An 18,320-nucleotide genomic window follows, 5' to 3' on the forward strand; every position below is an offset into this window, starting at 1 on the left:
GCAACATGCGCAACACCCCCAGCTTCGTGCTCACCGATCCCGCCGAAATCCGGCGGCTGATCCGGGAGAACCCGTGGGCGACCCTGGTCAGTCACACGAGCACGGGCGATCTCGTCGCCTCGCACTACCCGATGCTTCTCGACGAGTCCGTTGCAGGAACGGATGCCGTTTCCGGCGAGCTCGTGCTGGTCACCCACGTGGGTCGTCCAGACGAGCAGCTGCACGAACTCGGGCAGCACGAGATGATCGTGATCATCCAGGGCCCGCACGGGTACGTGTCCCCGGGGTGGTACGATTCCAACCCGGCCGTGCCGACCTGGAACTTCATCACCGCGCACCTCTACGGCACGCCGGAGATCCTCAGCGCCGAGGAGAACCTGCTCGTGCTCGACCGGCTCGTCGACCACTTCGAGGAGCGCCTGCCCGAACCGCGCCGCCTGCACGGGACGGCCGCGAACTCGGCGTACGCCGACCGGATCTCGGCCGGTACCGTCGGATTCCGCCTCCGGGTCACCCGGGTGGTCGCCAAGAGCAAGCTCAGCCAGAACAAGCCTCCCGAGACCGTCGACCGCATCATCTCCGAACTCGAGGGGACCGGTCCGTACGCGAGCCCCACCCTCGCAGCCGAGATGCGTCGCGCGCACGGGAGGCTCTCCCGCGCCGCCCGGGCCGGAGACGACTCATGAGCCCGGGTCCTCTCGTCCTCCGGAACGCCCGACTGCCCGGGAGCGATGAACTCACCGATGTCGAAATCGTCGACGGCACGGTCAGGAAGCTCGGCTTCCTCGGCGGAGAGGGCGGCGAGGGCGGCGACGGTCCTGCGGTCGAGTCGATCGACCTCGGCGAGCGCTGGCTGATCCCCGGACTGTGGGACAACCACGTGCACTTCACCCAGTGGGCGCAGATCGCCCGCCGACTCGACGTGTCGACAGCGGGCAGCGCCGCGGAGGCCGCCCGGATCGTCGCGGGGCGCATCCCGCTGCTCACGACAGGGGAGACCCTGATCGGCTTCGGCTTCCGTGACGGGCTCTGGCCGGATACCCCCGGCCGCGCCGTCCTCGACGCCGTTTCCGGAACGGTCCCCGTCGTCCTCGTCAGCGGCGACCTGCACAGCGTCTGGCTCAACTCCGCCGCCCTCGACGCCCGCGGACTCGGCGACCACCCCACCGGCCTGCTCCGCGAAGAGGAGGCCTTCGCGGTGGAACGGGCACTTGACGCCGTTCCGGACGCGATCAGCGACACCTGGGCTGACGAAGCGGCCCGGGTCGCCGCCGCCCGTGGCGTCGTCGGCATCGTCGACCTCGAAATGGTCTGGAACCTCGACGTCTGGCGCCGCCGCATCGCCGCAGGCACCGATTCGCTCCGGGTGGAGTTCGGCATCTACACCGAACACCTCGAGCGCGCCGTCGCCGAGGGCCTCCGCTCCGGCGCCGTCATCGCCGAAACCGGCGGTTTGCTCAGCGTCGGCCCGTACAAGGTCATCACCGACGGTTCGCTCAACACCCGCACCGCATACTGCTTCGACGATTACCCGGGGCTGACCGGCGCCGACGCCAACGGCGTGCTGAGCGTGACACCGGACGACCTGCTCCGCTGGATGCGCCTCGCGAGCAAGTCCGGCATCCGCCCCGCCGTTCACGCGATCGGCGACCGGGCCAACCGGATCGCCCTCGACGCCTTCGAGACCCTCGGCTGTGCGGGAAGCATCGAACATGCCCAGTTGCTCAGCTACGCCGACGTCGACCGGTTCGCCGCCCTCGGCGTCGTCGCGAGCGTGCAGCCAGAGCACGCCGTCGACGACCGCGACGTCGCGGACCGCTACTGGGCCGGCCGTACCGACCGCGCCTTCATGCTCGCGAGTCTGCTCCGCGCCGGGGCCCGACTCGCGCTCGGCTCCGACGCGCCCGTCGCGCCGCTCGACCCCTGGGTCGGCATCGCCGCCGCGGTCGGGCGCACCAGGGACGGCCGCGAAGCCTGGCACCCCGAGCAGGGCGTGTCCCGCCAGGCCGCGCTCGCCGCATCCGCCCGCGGCAGGCACCGGGTCGCGGTCGGCGACCCGGCCGACCTCGCCGTCTGCGAGACCGACCCGTTCGTCGCGTCCCTCGACGACCTGCGGCGGATGAACGTCGCAGCGACCCTGCTCGGCGGCCGGTTCACCCACCGCGCGCTCTGACCCGATGCGGGCCGCGGGGGTTTTCCCCCGCAGCGATTGGGACGCAGGCCCGATGGGCGCGCCGGGCATTCACGGCGAGGCTGGAGTCATCCACCAAGGAGGACACCATGACAACGACGACACCCGCAACCGTCCCGCACTCCGGGGAATCTGGCAGTCTGGAGACCGTGCAGACCCCTCTGAGCGACAATCCCGGCTATCGAGGCCTCTGGCGGTCGGTACCACGGGAACTCGGCTTCCTCCTGCTCGCCCTTCCCGTCGCGGTCATCGCCCTGAGCGTGCTGAGCACCGTCTTCTTCACGGGCGTCGGCATGGTCGCGATCTTCGTGGGGCTGTTCGTGATCGTCGCCGCGCTCTATGCCGCGCGTGGCTTCGGCCTCGTGGAGCTGACCCGCCTGCGCTGGGCCGGCCAACCGGCCATCCGGCCTCCCCGGTGGGAACGTGACGGCCAGCCGGTCACCCCGCTTCGAACCCTGCTGGGCCCGCTTGTCGGCGGCCACTACTGGCTCTACCTCCTGCACGGCATGGTCGTGAACTTCGTGATCTCGCTCGTGAGCTGGACCGTCACCGTCGTCTGGCTCTCGATCGCCCTCGGCGGGGTCACCTTCTGGCTGTGGGGCTGGTCGATCCCGCAGGGCCCGGAGGGGGCAACCGGGCTGCTGGGCCTCGGCGAGCTGATCCTGCCGGGCACCCAGGGCGTCGGCAACCCGTACCTCGTCGAGAGCCTGCTCGAACTCGCGCTCGGCCTCGCCTTCCTCGCCACGCTGCCCTACGTCACCCGGGGCCTCGTGCTCGTGCACCGGTTCATCGGCCAGGGCATGCTCGGGGCCTGGCGCTCCGAGGCGCTCAGCCGCGAGGTCGCCGACCTGAGCGCCTCCCGCGGCGCGGCCGTCCTCGCAGAAGACCGCGGCCTCCGCCGCCTCGAACGCGATATCCACGACGGACCCCAACAGCGCCTCGTGCGCCTGCAGATGGACCTCGCGAGCGCCGAACGCAAACTCGACACGGACCCTGCCGCCGCCAGGGCGCTGCTCGCCGAGGCGCGGGAGCAGGCCCACGACACCCTCGAGGAGCTCAGGGCGCTGTCCCGCGGGCTCGTCCCGCCGATCCTGCAGGACCGCGGCCTCACCGTCGCCCTCGAGTCCCTCTCTGCCAGGAGCACCATTCCCGTCGCTCTCGAATTCCAGCTCGAGCCGGGGCTGCGGCTGCCCTCCGAGATCGAACGGAGCGTGTATTTCATCGCGGCCGAGCTCCTCACGAACGCCGCGAAGCACTCCCGCGCGAGCGGCATCCGCCTGCACCTCGCCCTGCGCCGGGTGCCGGACGACGACTCCAGCTGGCTCGACCTCTGGGTGATCGACAACGGCTTCGGTGGGGCCTTACTCACCGAATCGCACGGGTTGTGCGGCCTCGACGAGCGCCTGCGGGGGCTGCGCGGCCTGCTCTCGATCGACAGTCCGGCCGGAGGTCCCACTATTGTCGGTGCGCACATCCCGCTGGCCGAAACCCTGCCCGGTTCGATCGTCGTATCCTGAACGGGTGACCTCGCCAGAGCAGACCAGCGCAGCATCCGCGGCTTCGCTGTCACCGAGGCGGGCACCGGCACCGATAGGCGCAGCCCAGTCCCTCGCAGCCGGGACGGCGCCGCTCCGGCTCGTTCTCGCCGAGGACTCGCTCCTGCTTCGCGAGGGGCTCGTGCGGCTCTTCGACGAGGCCGGATTCGACTGCGTGGCCGCGTACGGGGACGCGGACGGCCTGCTCGCCGACGTCGATCGCCTCCGGCCGGACATCGCCGTGCTCGACGTGCGGATGCCGCCGACATTCCGGGACGAAGGGGTGCGTGCCGCACTCGAGCTGCGGCGCCGGCTCCCCGGAGTCGGGATCCTGCTCCTCAGCCAGTACGTCGAGGCCACCTACGCTCACGAACTCCTCGCGGCCGGCGACGGAGGGCTCGGCTACCTGCTCAAGGACCGGGTCGCCTCCCTCGACGAACTGCAGGATGCCGTCCTGCGGATCCACGCCGGCGGAACGGTGCTCGACCCGCAGGTCGTCCGCGAGCTCCTGGGCCGCCGCACCGACCCGCTCGAGAGACTCACTCCCCGGGAGCGGGACGTGCTCGGGCTGATGGCGGAGGGGCGCACCAACGTCAGCATCGCCTCCCGGCTCGTGATCGGCGTCGGCGCCGTCGAGAAGAACGTCACCGCCATTTTCCAGAAACTCGGCCTCGACGATTCGGGAACGGACCACCGCAGGGTGCTCGCCGTCCTCGCCTTCCTCCGCCACTGAGTATTCCGCTGGCGCTGAGTATTCCGCTTCTAAGAGGCGAATTGAACGTAGATTATTCGGTTTAATCGGACGAAACAGGTGCGAACGCGTCCGGGTGCGGGCAGACTGGAACCATGAGCGCAATCGAGAATTCCAAGCTGGCCATCATCGGAGCGGGCGCCGTCGGCACCTCCCTCGCGTATGCCTCCCTGATCCGGCAGTCGGCCCGCGAGGTGGTGCTCTACGACATCAACGAGCCCAAGGTCGAGGCCGAGGTGCTCGACCTCGCGCACGGCACCCAGTTCACCGGCGCATCCTGCGTGTCCGGCGGTGCCGACCTCGACATGATCTCGGACGCCAACATGGTCGTGATCACCGCAGGCGCCCGGCAGCACCCCGGCCAGTCCCGCCTCGAAATGTCCGGCGTCAACGTCGGAATCCTCCGCGAACTGATGCCCAAGCTGATCAAGCGCGCCCCCGACGCGGTCTACATGATCGTGACGAACCCCTGCGACATCCTCACGTACGCCGCCCTGCACTTCAGCGGACTCCCCTCCAGCCGGGTGTTCGGCTCCGGCACCGTTCTCGACTCCTCCCGGCTGCGCTGGTTGCTCGCGCACCGGGTCGGTGTTGCGATCGCGAACGTGCACGCCACAATCGTCGGCGAGCACGGTGACTCCGAGTTCCCGCTCTGGTCCCAGGCCAGGGTCGGTCCGATCTCGCTCGATCAATGGGTCGCCGATGACATCTCCCCGGTGACCAACGGACGCGAGAAGTTCTCCGAGGCCGAGTTCGCGGCCATCACCGAGGACGTCAAGACCGCCGCGTACCGGGTGATCGCGGGCAAAGGTGCCACGAACTACGCGATCGGGCTCTCCGGCGCGAGGATCGTCGAGGCCGTGCTGCGCGACGAGGGCGCCGTGCTGCCGATCAGTTCGGTGCTGACCGACTACCGCGGCGTGAACAACGTCGCCCTCTCCGTCCCGACCATCGTCAACGCAGAGGGGGTGTCCCGGGTGATCGAGGTGCCCTTCTCCGAGTCGGAACAGGCCCTGTTCCAGCACTCCGCTGACACCCTGCGGGCGACGCTCGACACCCTCGGCCTGAAGTAGGGCGCGGCCCCCACTACGGTGGGAGGCATGTGGCCAGAGGCATTAGCAATCGCCGCGGCCGGTTTCGCCGCGGGCATGATCAACGTCGTCGTCGGGTCGGGGACCCTCATCACGTTTCCGATCCTCGTGCTTCTGGGATACCCGCCGCTCGTCGCCAACGTATCCAACAACCTCGGACTCGTGGCCGGCGGCGTCGCGGGGACCATCGGCTACCGGCGCGAGATCGCCGCGCATCGCGGTTTCGCTTTCGCCCTGCTCCCTGTCGCCCTGGCCGGCGGCCTCGCCGGTGCCACCCTGCTGCTCGTGCTCCCCGGCAGTGCCTTCAAGGCAATCGTCCCTGTCCTCATCCTCGTCGGGATCGTCCTCGTCGCCGTCGGGCCGTGGATTCAGCGCCGGATCGCCGCACGTACCGCGCCAGCCGGCGAGGTGGATGCGGTGGCGGCGCCGGCTGCCGAGGCGGCCGGCATTCCCGGCGGTCCTGGCCGGCGCGTCGGCATCATGGTGAGCATCTTCATCCTCGGCGTCTACGGCGGTTACTTCGGCGCGGCCCAGGGGATCCTGGTGGTGGGCGCCCTCGGCATCCTCACCACGGTCTCGCTCGGGTCACTCAACGCCGTGAAGAATCTCCTCGTCACCGGCGTGAACCTGATGGCCTCGATCATCTTCATCCTGTTCGCTCGCGACTCCATCGACTGGGCCGTAGTCGGTCTCATCACCGTCGGCGCGGGCCTCGGCGGCCTCCTCGGCGCGCGGGTCGGGCGGCGCCTGCCGCCCACTCTCCTGCGCGTGATCATCGTGACCGTCGGCGTCGTCGCGCTGGTCAACCTGCTGCTCCACTCCTGACGCTGCAGAAGCGGCCATCGTGATATGGAGGGGATGACGGGAATCGAACCCGCGCCATCAGTTTGGAAAACTGAGGCTCTACCATTGAGCTACATCCCCATGTGTGCCGAACTGCGCACTCAAATACCCTAGTACAGCAACGGCGACCTCGCGTACGCGAACCGGCCGTGGGCATCCGGTCGATGCAGTAGACTTACCGAGGTCAATCCGCTGTCGCGTGCACCTGCGTGGCGTCAGGCTGACTCCAACGGGTTGAGACAATATCCGGGGCGTAGCTCAGCTTGGTAGAGCGCTCGGTTTGGGGCCGAGAGGTCGCAGGTTCGAATCCTGTCGCCCCGACCATCACCCCCCTCTGAACCAGATCGAACACAGGAGATAACCCACGTGAAGTCCACGGTCGAAAAGCTGAGCCCCACGCGCGCCAAGGTCACCATTTCGGTGACCCCGGAGGAGCTGAAGCCCAGCATCACCCACGCATATGGTCACATTGCCGAAGACATCAACATCCCCGGCTTCCGCAAGGGCAAGGTTCCGCCGCCCATCATCGACCAGCGTGTCGGTAAGTCGGCCGTCCTCGAGCACGCCGTCAACGAAGGCCTCGACGGTTTCTATCGTGCCGCCGTCGACGAGCACAAGCTGCGCCCGCTCGGCCGCCCCGAGGCCGACATCGTCGAATGGCCGTCCGACAAGGACTTCTCCGGGGATCTCAAGCTTTCCATCGAGGTTGACGTTCGCCCCGAGATCGACCTTCCCGCATACTCCGGCCTCAAGCTCGTCGTCGACACGGCCGAGGTCACCGACGAGGACGTCACCGAGGAGCTCGACAAGCTGCGCAGCCGCTTCGGCACTCTCATCACGGTCGACCGCCCCGCCAAGACCGGTGACTTCGTGCAGATCGACCTCGTCGCCTCCATCGGCGACGTCGAGGTCGACAACGCGACCGGCATCTCCTACGAGGTCGGCACCGGCGACTTGATCGACGGCATCGACGAGGCACTCGACTCCTTGAGCGCGAGCGAGACCACGACCTTCAACTCCACTCTCATGGGCGGCGACCACGAAGGCGAAACCGCAGAGATCACCGTGACGGTCCTCGCCGTCAAGGAGCGCGAGCTTCCCCCCGTCGACGACGACTTCGCCCAGATCGCCAGCGAATTCGACACCGTCGCCGAGCTGACGGAAGACCTCAAGGCGCAGGCACTGCGCTCCAAGGTCTTCGGCCAGGGCACCCAGGCCCGCGAACTGCTCATCGAGCAGCTCCTCGCCTCCGTCGAGGTCCCGATCCCGACCGCGATCATCGAGGACGAGGTGCGCCGTCACCTCGAGGGCGAGAACCGCCTCGAAGACGACGTGCACCGCGCCGAGGTCACCGAGTCGAGCGAGAAGACCTTCCGCCAGCAGATCCTGCTCGACACGATCGCCGAGGCCGAGAAGGTCCAGGTCAGCCAGGACGAGCTCACCCAGTACCTGATCCAGGGTGCGGCCCAGTACGGCATGGACCCGAGCGAGTTCGTCCAGGCGCTCAGCGGCAACGGCCAGATCCCGTCGATGGTCGCAGAGGTCGCCCGCAACAAGGCCCTCGCGATCGCCCTCGGCAAGGCGGAGGTCGTTGATGGCAACGGCGCCGTCGTCGACCTCGCCGAATTCACCGCGATCGCGGGCGACGAGCCAGAGGCCGCCGCAGACGGGACCACGTCCGTCGACGTCGACATCGACGCCGTCACGGTCGACCCGGCCGCGGACGCCGCAGCAGCCGCCGCGTCGGACGACGCTGACGACGAGGCCGCCGAGGTCCCCGCGAAGCCGAAGAAGAAGGCCGCAGCCAAGAAGTAACACCCGCGGGCAGCATCCGCTGCCAGCACCCGCTGTACTCCAGCGAACGAGGGCCGGGCGTCTCAGGACGTCCGGCCCTTCCGCGTTCCCTGGCGCGAGGGAGCCGCGCAATCTGCCGAGGGCGAACACGGCCGTTCTGGCTCTCAGGCTCCTATAGATTCAATCTCAAGCGACAAGTGAAACGGAGCGCGACATGGCCGATATGACCCCTACACCCGGCGTTTTTGACCGACTGCTGAAAGACCGCATCATCTGGCTCGGTTCGGAGGTCCGGGACGAGAACGCCAACGAGATCTGCGCCAAGATCCTGCTGCTCGCCGCAGAGGACTCTGAGCGGGACATCTTCCTGTACATCAACTCGCCCGGCGGCTCGATCACGGCCGGCATGGCCATCTACGACACGATGAAGTTCGTACCGAACGACATCGTCACCGTCGGCATCGGGCTGGCGGCCTCCATGGGCCAGTTCCTGCTGTCCTCCGGCACCAAGGGCAAGCGGTACATCACGCCGAACGCCCGGGTTCTGCTGCACCAGCCGTCCGGCGGCTTCGGCGGCACGGCGGCAGACATCCAGACGCAGGCGAAGGTCATCCTCGACATGAAGAAGCGGATGGCGGAACTCACGGCGGAGCAGACCGGCAAGTCGGTCGAGCAGATCCTGATCGACAACGACCGCGACAACTGGTTCACCGCCCAGGAGGCCGTGACCTACGGCTTCGTCGACCACCTGCGCGGCTCCGCGTCGGAAGTAATCGGCGGCGGCGGCACCGACGACTCAGTGAACAAGATCTAGGACGGGCGTACACGACATGGAATTCACGAATTTTGGTCACCAGGCCGGTGGCCGCGCACCGCAGGCTCCCGAGTCTCGGTACATCCTCCCCACCTTCGAAGAACGCACGGCATACGGCTACAAGCGCCAGGACCCCTACGCGAAGCTCTTCGAGGACCGCATCATCTTCCTCGGCGTTCAGGTCGACGACGCGTCCGCTGACGACGTCATGGCCCAGCTCCTCGTGCTCGAGAGCCAGGACCCGGACCGCGACATCGTGATGTACATCAACTCACCGGGTGGCTCCTTCACCGCGATGACGGCGATCTACGACACGATGCAGTACATCCGTCCGCACATCCAGACGGTCTGCCTCGGCCAGGCGGCGTCCGCCGCCGCCGTGCTGCTGGCCGGCGGAACGCCCGGCAAGCGCCTCGCGCTGCCGAACGCGCGCATCCTCATCCACCAGCCCTCAGCCGGTGGACAGGGCGGCGGCCAGGCTTCCGACATCGAGATCCAGGCAGCGGAGATCCAGCGGATGCGCGAATGGCTCGAAGAGACCATCGCGCACCATTCCAACCGCACCTCGGCGCAGGTCCACAAGGACATCGACCGCGACAAGATCCTCGGCGCCCCCGAGGCCCTCGAATACGGCCTGATCGACCAGATCCTGACGAGCCGCAAGAACGTTCCGGTCCTCGTCAAGTAGCTGTCCTCTTTCGCGAGGGGCAGGTCCCCGTTCTCCTGTCGCCCGCGCGGCGGCCGGTCGGATGCGCAAGCACCTGCAGGCCGCCGCGTTCCGGTTTCCGCCGGTCGGGCGCCGCGCGACACCCCACCCGCCGGGGATTGTTACGGGTTTCCACCGATCCGCGTCGCTTGCGCCCCAGTGTCACCACCAGAGGCTAGGCTCGGTTCAGCGATACAAGCGTTACCAGCACGACCGATGGAGGAGGCTGACGGATGGCCCGAATAGGCGAAAGCGCCGACCTGCTGAAGTGTTCCTTCTGTGGGAAGAGTCAGAAGCAGGTCCAGCAGCTGATCGCCGGTCCCGGTGTCTACATCTGCGATGAATGCGTCGAGTTGTGCAACGAGATCATCGAAGAACGTCTGGCCGAGGCCGGCGCCGGAGAGACCACGAGCGAGTTCGAACTGCCCAAGCCCAAGGAGATCTTCGGGTTCCTTGAGGAATACGTCATCGGCCAGGAAGCCGCCAAGCGCGCACTGGCCGTCGCCGTCTACAACCACTACAAGCGCGTGCGCTCCCGTGCCACGCTCACCGCCGCGGATGCGATCCACGACGACGTGGAAATCGCCAAGTCCAACATCCTCCTGATCGGCCCGACCGGCTGCGGCAAGACCTATCTCGCCCAGACGCTCGCCAAGCGCCTCAACGTGCCGTTCGCCGTCGCGGACGCGACCGCACTCACCGAGGCCGGATACGTCGGCGAAGACGTCGAGAACATCCTGCTCAAGCTTATCCAGGCCGCAGACTACGACGTCAAGCGTGCCGAGACGGGCATCATCTACATCGACGAGATCGACAAGATCGCCCGCAAGGCCGAGAACCCCTCGATCACCAGGGACGTGTCCGGCGAGGGCGTGCAGCAGGCTTTGCTGAAGATCCTGGAAGGGACCGTCGCCTCGGTACCCCCGCAGGGCGGCCGCAAGCATCCGCACCAGGAATTCATCCAGATCGACACGACCAATGTGCTGTTCATCGTGGCCGGCGCGTTCGCCGGACTCGACGACATCATCTCCACCCGTGCCGGCAAGAAGGGGATCGGCTTCGGCGCCCCGCTGCACAGCAAGGGTGACGATGTGAACCTCTTCAGCGAGGTCCTCCCCGAAGACCTGCACAAGTTCGGACTCATCCCCGAATTCATCGGCCGGCTGCCCGTCGTCACGACGGTCACCCAGCTCGACCAGGTCGCCCTCATGCAGATCCTCACGGTTCCGAAGAACGCCCTGGTACGCCAGTACCAGCGGATGTTCGAGCTCGACGGCGTCGAACTCGACTTCGAGCAGCCCGCCCTCGAGGCCATCGCCGACCTCGCCGTGCTGCGCAAGACCGGCGCCCGGGGCCTCCGCGCGATCATGGAAGAGGTTCTCGGGCCGATCATGTTCGAGGTGCCGTCCTCCAGCGAGGTCGCCAGGGTCATTGTGACCAGGGCTGCCGTGCTCGACAACGCCGCCCCGACCATCGTGCTGCACAAGGCCGCCCGCCGCGTCGAGAAGTCCGCCTAGCCCCAGCCTCCCGCCCACCGACGAGGGGTCGCCATGTTCCAGTCTGCCTTTGCGGGCATCGTCGCGTCGATCACCGGGTTCGCGAGCTCCTTCGTGCTCGTGATCGCCGGGCTCCGCGCGGTCGGGGCGAGCGACGCGGAAGCCGCCTCCGGCCTGTTCGCCCTCTGCCTGCTCGTCGGCGTGACGTGCATCGGGCTGCCCTGGTACTTCCGGATGCCGATCTCCTTCGCATGGTCGACGCCGGGCGCGGCCCTGCTCGTCGCCGCGGGCCAGACCACGAAGGACTTCGGCGCTGCAGCGGGGGCGTTCCTCGTCTGCGGCGTCCTGATCGTGCTCAGCGGACTCTGGCCCGCGCTCGGACGACTGATCACGAGGATCCCGAAGCCCATCGCGAGCGCCATGCTCGCCGGCATCCTGTTCCCGATCTGCATCGCGCCGGTCACTGCGACCGTGCAGCAGCCCCTGCTCGCCGTCCCCGTCGTGCTGGTCTGGCTCCTGCTCTTCCGGCTCGCGCGGCGCTGGGCCGTCCCCGCTGCGATGCTCGTCGCGATCATCGGCATCGTGCTCACCGCGGGAACCGGCTGGCTCACCGCCGCGAGCTCGGCCCCGCAGCTCGTGTTCGTTCCGCCGGTCTTCGACCCGGTCGTCATCGTGAGCCTCGGCCTGCCGCTCTTCATCGTCACGATGGCCGGCCAGAACGTGCCGGGCTTCGTCGTGCTGTCGACCTTCGGCTACCGTGCGCCACCGCGTCCCATCCTGGTCGCCTCCGGACTGGCCACGGCGGCAGGTTCCGTGTTCGGCGCCCACGGGGTGAACCTCGCCGCGATCACGGCGGCCCTGATGGCCAGCCCAGACGCCCACCCTGACCGGTCGAGACGGTGGGTGGCCACGGTCACGAGCGGCGTGACCTATCTTGTGCTCGGGCTCGCTGCCGGGTTCGCCGCGGCCCTGGTCTCCGCCTCCCCGCCGATCCTGATCGAGGCGGTGGCCGGGCTCGCCCTCCTGGGCGCCTTCGTAACGAGCATCACCGGCGCGCTCGAGGACGCCACCCACGTGATCACCGCGGCGGCCACGTTCATCGTGACCGCGTCCGGCGTCGTCATCCTGGGCATCGGCTCGGCCTTCTGGGGTCTCGTCGTCGGAGCCGTGTTCCTGGCCTGGCTGGGCTGGCGGCGCTCAGGTCTGACCCTTTCCGCCTGAAACCGGCCGCCGGTCAGTTCAGGCCGCGCCGGTCGAGCAGCGGCTGGATGATCGCATCGCGCCCCCGGAAGTCCCGGTACGCCTCGAGCGGGTCGATGCTGCCCCCGCGAGCGAGCAGGCGTTCCCGGAACCGCTCACCGTTCTCCCTGGTCAGGCCGCCGTGCTCGGCGAACCATGCGCCGGTGTCGGCGTCCTGCACCTCGCTCCAGATGTACGAGTAGTAGCTCGCGTCGTACCCGCCGGAGAAGGTGTGCGCGAAATAGGTGCTCGCGTACCGGGTCGGCACGGCGGGGTTGTCGAGGCCGGCGGCGGTGAGACAGGCGGCCTCGAAGGCGGCGACATCGGTGATCTCGGTGCCGGCATCCGCTTCGATGCCGTGCCAGGCCTGGTCGAGCAGTGCGGCGGCGAGGTATTCGCTCGTCGCGAAGCCCTCGTTGAAGGGGGCAGACGCGTGGATACCCGCGACGATCTCCGGGGGCAGCGGCTCGCCGGTCTCCCGGTTGCGGGCATAGTTCGCGAGCACCTCCGGGTCGAAGCGCCACATCTCGTTGACCTGGCTCGGGAACTCGACGAAGTCCCGGTACACGTTCGTCCCGGCGAATTTCGGGTAGGTGACCCGCGCGAAAAGCCCGTGCAGTGCGTGCCCGAACTCGTGGAAGAGCGTGGTGACCTCGTCGAGGCTCAGCAACGTGGCCTCCCCGGCGGACGGCTGCGGCACATTGAGGTTGTTGCAGACGATCACGGGCGTGCCGAGAAGATCCGATTGCGAGACGAGGGCGTTCATCCACGCCCCGCCGCGCTTGGAATCCCGGGTGTACACGTCGAGGATGTACAGGCCGACGGGGGAGCCGTCCTCCTCGCACACTTCGAATACCCGCGCATCGGGGTGCCACGCGGCGAGCGAAGCACGTTCGGTGAAGGTCACCCCGTAGAGGCGCTGGGCGGCGTAGAAGACGCCGTCGCGCAACACGCTCTCGAGCTCGAACCAGGGGCGCAGGGCGGCCGTGTCGACGTCGTACCTGGCCCGGCGCATCCGCTCGGAGTAGAACGCCCAGTCCCAGGCGGCGATGTCGAAGCCCTCGGCGAGGATCCCCGCGTCGACGTCGGCCTCGACGAGGGCCTGCAGTTCGGACTGCTCGGCGCGCGCGTTGCGTGCGGCCGGAACCGCGAGCCGGTGCAGCAGGTCCCCGACGGCGGCGGGCGTCCTGGCGGTCTCGTCGGCCGTGACCGCGGCCGCGTGGGTCGCGAAGCCGAGCAGGCGGGCGCGTTCGGCGCGGAGGCGGGTGATCGACAGCACGAGGGCGCGGTTGTCGTGCTCTCCGCCACGGATGCCCCTGGCGCGGGAGGCGGCGAGCAACCGTTCGCGCACGCCCCGGTCGGTGAGCAGCGCGAGGTAGGGGTGGCCGGTGAAGAGCACGAGGGTGATCACGAAACGGCCGGGCATGCCACGGTCGGTTGCGGCCTGGGCCGCGGCGGAGAGCTGGCCGGCGGAGAGACCGTCGAGCTCCGAAGCGTCGTCGACGACGAGGGCGAGGTCGTTGGTGTCGGCGAGAAGGTTCTTCTCGAACCGGGTGGTGGCGACGGAGAGCCGCGTGTTGAAGTCGCGGAGCAGCGCCTTGTCGGCGTCGGACAGCCCGGCCCCGGCGAGGGTGAACTGGGTGAAATACCGCTCGAGGAGGTACCGGGTCTCCGGGTCGAGCCCGAGCTCGTCTGCGCGCGCGTGCAGGGCCGCGATGCGCGCGAAGAGCTCTGGGCGCAGTCGGATCGCGTCGGAGTGCGCCGCGAGCAGGGGAGCGAGCTCCTCCTCCAGGGCGATCGTGAACGGGCTCGAATCCGAGGAGCTCCGGTTGAAGAACACCGCGGCGACCCGGTCGAGCAACTGGCCGCTCCGTTCAAGCGCCAGCAGGGTGTTCCCGACGGACGGCTCCGCGGGGTCGGAACAGATCGTCTCGACCTCGGCGAGCTGTTCCGTCATGCCGACGAGGAACGCGGGCCGGTAGTGCTCGTCGCGAATGGCGGCATACGCCGGGAGTTGGAACGGGAGCGTGCTCGGCCGGGCGAATGGGTTGTGCTGGTCCATGCCTCAAACTTAGTTCCGGATGAGCCCGGCTCCTGAATTCGGCACACGTCCTAGGCTGTCAGCATGACCGCCGAGCAAGCACGCGAGCCCGCACACTCCCAGCCGGACGACAGGGACGCCGACCGCGTCGAAATCGCCCCGCCCGGCGAGGCGATCCGCGACACCTATACGCACGGGCACCACGAGAGCGTGCTCCGCTCGCACACCTGGCGTACCGTCGCGAACTCGGCCGCGTACCTGATCCCGCACCTCACGCCGGCGCTGCGGGTCCTCGACGTCGGCTGCGGCCCTGGCACGATCACGGTCGACCTCGCCCGCCGCGTCTCTCCGGGCACGGTGGCCGGCATCGACGCCTCCGCTGCGATCGTCGCCCAGGCGGCCGGGCTCGCCGTCGACGAGGGGGTACCCAACGTCGCCTTCCAGGTCGGCGACGTCTACGCTCTCGACGTCGCAGACGACAGCTTCGACCTCGTGCACGCGCACCAGGTTCTCCAGCACCTCGCGAACCCGGTCGCCGCCCTGCAGGAACTCCGCCGCGTCCTGAAGCCCGGCGGCATCCTCGCCGCCCGCGACGTTGACTACGGCGGCGTGGCCTGGTACCCCAAGCTCCCCGGCCTCCAGTCCTGGATGACCGCATACCGTGCGGTGCACTACTGGAACGGCGGTGATCCAGACGCCGGCCGCGCACTCAAGGCGTGGGCCAGGCTCGCGGGCTTCGACGCCGTGACGAGCAGTGCGTCCATCTGGTGCTTCGCCACGGACGCGGAGCGCGACTGGTGGGGGGAATCCTGGGCCCTGCGCGCGACCGAATCCGATTTCGCCGCGCACGCGATCGAATCCGGGGCCGCCGACCTCGCCGCCCTGCGCGCCATGGCCGCAGCCTGGCGACAGTGGGCAGGCGACCCCGATGGCTGGTTCGGCATGCCGCACGGCGAGATCATCGCGGTCAAGTAGCTTTTGTCACCGAGCCGCGGACCTCAGGAAAAGTAGACTCGAGCGTGCCCTTCCTCGACCGCCTCCAGCACTGGGCCGCCCTGCAGCCGGACGCGAACGCCGTCACGATCGGTGCGGACCGGCTCAGCTACGCCGAACTCCAGGGCCGGTCGAGCCTCCGCGCCCGCGAACTGGCGGGGGAGTCGTCCAGTGGCCAGACCGTGCTCTGCCTGCCCAATGGTCTCGACTTCGTCGTGGACTTCGTCGCCGCGGTCGCGGGCGCGGGCACCGTCGCCGTGGTCGACCCGGACTGGCCGGCCCTGCAGCGTTCTGCCGTCGAGCGGATGCTGCGCGATGCCTGCTCGCCGCCGCTATCGGCGTCTTCATCGCCGGCGCCGACGACGCCACCGGCGCCAGCCGGCTTCCGCGACGGGCCAGCGGATTCGGTCTTCCTCTACGGCTTCACCTCGGGCACCACCGCGCTGCCCAAGGCTTTCACCCGCAGCAGGGACTCCTGGCAGCGGGCCTTCGCAGCGAGTTCCGCCTTGTTCGACCTCCGCGCCGATGACCGGGTCCTCGCCCCCGGACCGCTGTCGGCGAGCCTGACGCTGTACGCCCTCGCCGAGACCCTCTACGCGGGGGCTGCGTTCCACACCCTGCCGCACTTCGACGTCGGCGATGCCCTCGACTCCGTCGCACATGCCGGCGTGACCCGCATCGTCGCCGTCCCGACAGCGCTCCGAATGCTCGGCGAGCGGGGCTTGATCGCCGGCGTGGACGGAGGCGCGCTCACCGCGATCGTCAGCGCGGGCGCCCGGCTCGACGCCGCCACTCTCGCGAGCGTCCGGAACTGGGCGCCCCGAGCTACGGTCTTCGACTACTACGGCGCCGCGGAACTGAGCTTCGTCACCGCCAGGCGACTCCGCCCCGGTGAGCACCGGACCGAGTCTCCGACGGGCGTCGGCCGGCCGTTCCCCGGCGTCGACGTCCGTGTCCTCGATGACGCAGGCCGGGCATCCGCCCCCGGAATCACCGGGACCATCGTCGTGCGCAGCCGTCTGGTCAGCGCCGGCTACGCCTGGGGCGACGACGGCACAGCGTTCGCCCGCGTCGCTGCTGACCAGACCGGCCAGTGGTGCACGGTCGGCGACCAGGGCCATCTCGACGACGCCGGCGAACTGCACTTCGAGGGCCGCCGGGCCGACATGATCGTCACGTCCGGCCACAACGTCTACCCGCAGGAGGTCGAGGCGACCCTCCTCACTGGCCTCGGCGGCTCCGCTGCAGGCGGGGCAGCCGCACAGGTAGTCGTGACCGGCCTCGCGGATGCCCGGCGCGGTACGCTGCTCGTCGCCGCGCTCCTCGAAGCACCCGGCGCCGGCGCTGGGGCGTTCACCCTCGCCGACCTGCGGACGGCCGCGACCGGCCTCGCCCCGCAGAAACGCCCGCGCGCCTACTACCGGATCACGGACCTGCCCGTCACCCGGGCGGGCAAGGTCAGCCGGCGCCTGCTTGCCGACTGGATCACCGAAGGAGACCCCCGTGTCGAGCGCCTCGACTGAGCACACCGCCGCGACTCATGCCGCCGACCGCGAGCCCGTCATTCTCTGGGGCCGTCGCACGGCCTTCGGGCGAAGCGGCGGAGCCCTGTCCCTGATCACCGCCGACCGGCTGCTCGCCCCCGTGCTCTCCGCGGTCGTCGCCGACCTCGGCCTCGATCCCGCGCACATCGACGACGTGATCATCGGGAACGCCACGGGCGGCGGCGGGAACCTCGCCCGCCTCGCGCTGCTCGAGGCCGGATTCCCGGTGAGCGTGCCGGGCCTGACCGTCGACCGGCAGTGCGGGTCCGGGCTGGAGGCGATCGTGCTCGCCTGCCGCCTCGTCGCCGCGGGCGCCGGCAACCTCTACCTGGCCGGCGGCGTCGAGAGCTGCAGCACCGCGCCCCTCCGCGCGCACCGCGTGAGTTCGGCGCCGGGGGAGCCGGACTTCTTCGATCGCGTCCGGTTCGCGCCGGATTCGGTCGGCGACCCCGACATGGGCGTCGCCGCCGAGAACGTGGCCGCGCACTTCGGAATCGGCAGGGAACGCCAGGACGCCTTCGCCGCCCGCAGCCACCGTCTCGCCGTCGCCGCCACGGGTGCGGGAGCGTTCGAGGCAGAGATCGTCGGGATCGCCGGCATCGACGGGATGGGCGCACGCGTCATGGCCGACGAAGGTCCCCGCCCGAAGCTCGACGCTGCCCTGCTCCGCCGCTTCCCAGCGGCCTTCCGCCCGGGCGGAACGGTCACGGCAGGCAATTCCTGCGCAGACGCCGACGGCGCCGTTGTCGTGCTCGTCACGAGCAGGGCCCGCGCGAGGGACCTCCTGGCGAGCGGCGCAATCCAGACCGGCACGGGCAGCCCCGGCTTCCTCACCTTCGTCGACGCCGTCCCGGCCGGAACCGACCCGAACCTGCTCGGTGCCGGCGGCGGCGAGGCAGGCAGGTCCCTGCTCGCGCGCACGGGCGTCCCTGCCGAGGCCCTCGCTCGCGTCGAGATCGTCGAAGCCTTCGCAGCCCAGGTGCTCGCCTCCCTCGACCTGATCGACGTGCCGGAGGACAGAGCCAACCGGCAGGGCGGCGCGCTCGCCCTCGGGCACCCATTCGGCGCATCCGGTGCCCTGATCGTGCTGCGGCTTCTGGCACAGTCCCGCGCCGACGGTGTCGAGGGGGCGGATGCCCCGAAGGGGGCGCACGCCCTCGCCATGGTCAGCATCGCCGGCGGTCTCGGGCTCGCGGCGCTCTTCCGCTGGGAGGGCGCGCCCGGCTGAGGGTTCGTTCGTCTGAGGGCTCTTCCGCTGGGCGACAGGGCAGGCCAGTATGAA

15 protein-coding genes and 2 tRNA genes are annotated in these 18,320 nt (G+C 69.4%); 15 read left to right on the forward strand and 2 right to left on the reverse strand.

Annotated features, from left to right (window positions below):
• Positions 1–5: 5 nt before the first annotated feature.
• The 6 genes from RCH22_RS05230 (at position 6) to RCH22_RS05255 (ending at position 6,393) form a co-directional block, all read left to right on the forward strand.
• The gene (locus RCH22_RS05230; RefSeq protein ID WP_327013047.1) at positions 6–686 is read left to right on the forward strand and encodes an FMN-binding negative transcriptional regulator; all 681 of its coding nucleotides are present in this window, start codon (positions 6–8) and stop codon (positions 684–686) included.
• Positions 683–2,173 carry an amidohydrolase family protein gene (locus RCH22_RS05235; protein ID WP_327013048.1) on the forward strand — a complete coding sequence of 497 codons (1,491 nt, stop codon included), beginning with the start codon at positions 683–685 and terminating at the stop codon, positions 2,171–2,173. The genes RCH22_RS05230 and RCH22_RS05235 overlap by 4 nt, the downstream gene beginning before the upstream one ends.
• A gap of 107 nt (positions 2,174–2,280) precedes the next feature.
• A complete protein-coding gene (locus RCH22_RS05240) occupies positions 2,281–3,708 on the forward strand; it encodes a sensor domain-containing protein (RefSeq protein ID WP_327013049.1) in 1,428 nt (475 codons plus the stop codon).
• Between the two features lie 73 nt (positions 3,709–3,781).
• Positions 3,782–4,459: a response regulator transcription factor gene (locus tag RCH22_RS05245; RefSeq protein WP_327015460.1), complete on the forward strand. Its 678-nt coding sequence runs from the start codon at positions 3,782–3,784 to the stop codon at positions 4,457–4,459.
• 113 nt (positions 4,460–4,572) lie between these two features.
• The gene (locus tag RCH22_RS05250; protein ID WP_327013050.1) at positions 4,573–5,550 is read left to right on the forward strand and encodes an L-lactate dehydrogenase; all 978 of its coding nucleotides are present in this window, start codon (positions 4,573–4,575) and stop codon (positions 5,548–5,550) included.
• A 27-nt stretch (positions 5,551–5,577) separates the two neighbouring features.
• Entirely contained in the window at positions 5,578–6,393 is an 816-nt protein-coding gene (locus RCH22_RS05255; protein WP_327013051.1) for a sulfite exporter TauE/SafE family protein, read from the forward strand.
• Between the two features lie 25 nt (positions 6,394–6,418).
• On the opposite strand, the gene RCH22_RS05260 is transcribed toward RCH22_RS05255, so the two are convergent.
• Positions 6,419–6,492: transfer RNA gene (locus RCH22_RS05260), tRNA-Gly, on the reverse strand.
• A 166-nt stretch (positions 6,493–6,658) separates the two neighbouring features.
• Between RCH22_RS05260 and RCH22_RS05265 the strand changes: the two genes are divergently transcribed.
• From RCH22_RS05265 to RCH22_RS05290, 6 genes are all read left to right on the forward strand, one after another.
• Positions 6,659–6,735 (forward strand) — tRNA-Pro (locus tag RCH22_RS05265).
• A gap of 42 nt (positions 6,736–6,777) precedes the next feature.
• Positions 6,778–8,226 carry a trigger factor gene (gene tig / locus RCH22_RS05270; protein ID WP_327013052.1) on the forward strand — a complete coding sequence of 483 codons (1,449 nt, stop codon included), beginning with the start codon at positions 6,778–6,780 and terminating at the stop codon, positions 8,224–8,226.
• Between the two features lie 193 nt (positions 8,227–8,419).
• The gene (locus RCH22_RS05275; protein WP_134447888.1) at positions 8,420–9,019 is read left to right on the forward strand and encodes an ATP-dependent Clp protease proteolytic subunit; all 600 of its coding nucleotides are present in this window, start codon (positions 8,420–8,422) and stop codon (positions 9,017–9,019) included.
• Between the two features lie 16 nt (positions 9,020–9,035).
• Positions 9,036–9,707 (forward strand): ATP-dependent Clp protease proteolytic subunit, encoded by a 672-nt coding sequence (locus RCH22_RS05280; protein ID WP_134532156.1) that lies wholly within the window; start codon positions 9,036–9,038, stop codon positions 9,705–9,707.
• Between the two features lie 251 nt (positions 9,708–9,958).
• Positions 9,959–11,242: an ATP-dependent Clp protease ATP-binding subunit ClpX gene (gene clpX, locus RCH22_RS05285; protein WP_327013053.1), complete on the forward strand. Its 1,284-nt coding sequence runs from the start codon at positions 9,959–9,961 to the stop codon at positions 11,240–11,242.
• Between the two features lie 33 nt (positions 11,243–11,275).
• Positions 11,276–12,442, forward strand: a complete 1,167-nt coding sequence (locus RCH22_RS05290; protein WP_327013054.1) for a benzoate/H(+) symporter BenE family transporter — start codon at positions 11,276–11,278, stop codon at positions 12,440–12,442.
• 13 nt (positions 12,443–12,455) lie between these two features.
• On the opposite strand, the gene RCH22_RS05295 is transcribed toward RCH22_RS05290, so the two are convergent.
• Complete coding sequence (locus RCH22_RS05295) at positions 12,456–14,522, reverse strand: M3 family metallopeptidase (protein WP_327013055.1); 2,067 nt, start codon at positions 14,520–14,522, stop codon at positions 12,456–12,458.
• 63 nt (positions 14,523–14,585) lie between these two features.
• Between RCH22_RS05295 and RCH22_RS05300 the strand changes: the two genes are divergently transcribed.
• Genes RCH22_RS05300 through RCH22_RS05310 form a run of 3 tightly spaced genes read left to right on the forward strand, consistent with a single transcriptional unit; the run spans position 14,586 to position 18,266 of the window.
• Complete coding sequence (locus RCH22_RS05300) at positions 14,586–15,476, forward strand: methyltransferase domain-containing protein (protein WP_327013056.1); 891 nt, start codon at positions 14,586–14,588, stop codon at positions 15,474–15,476.
• Positions 15,477–15,520: 44 nt separating this feature from the next.
• Entirely contained in the window at positions 15,521–17,017 is a 1,497-nt protein-coding gene (locus RCH22_RS05305) for an AMP-binding protein (protein WP_327013057.1), read from the forward strand.
• Complete coding sequence (locus RCH22_RS05310; RefSeq protein ID WP_327013058.1) at positions 16,998–18,266, forward strand: thiolase family protein; 1,269 nt, start codon at positions 16,998–17,000, stop codon at positions 18,264–18,266. The genes RCH22_RS05305 and RCH22_RS05310 overlap by 20 nt, the downstream gene beginning before the upstream one ends.
• The last annotated feature ends 54 nt before the right edge of the window (positions 18,267–18,320 follow it).

Source organism: Cryobacterium sp. GrIS_2_6 (genome assembly GCF_035984545.1).
Taxonomy (GTDB): Bacteria; Actinomycetota; Actinomycetes; order Actinomycetales; family Microbacteriaceae; genus Cryobacterium.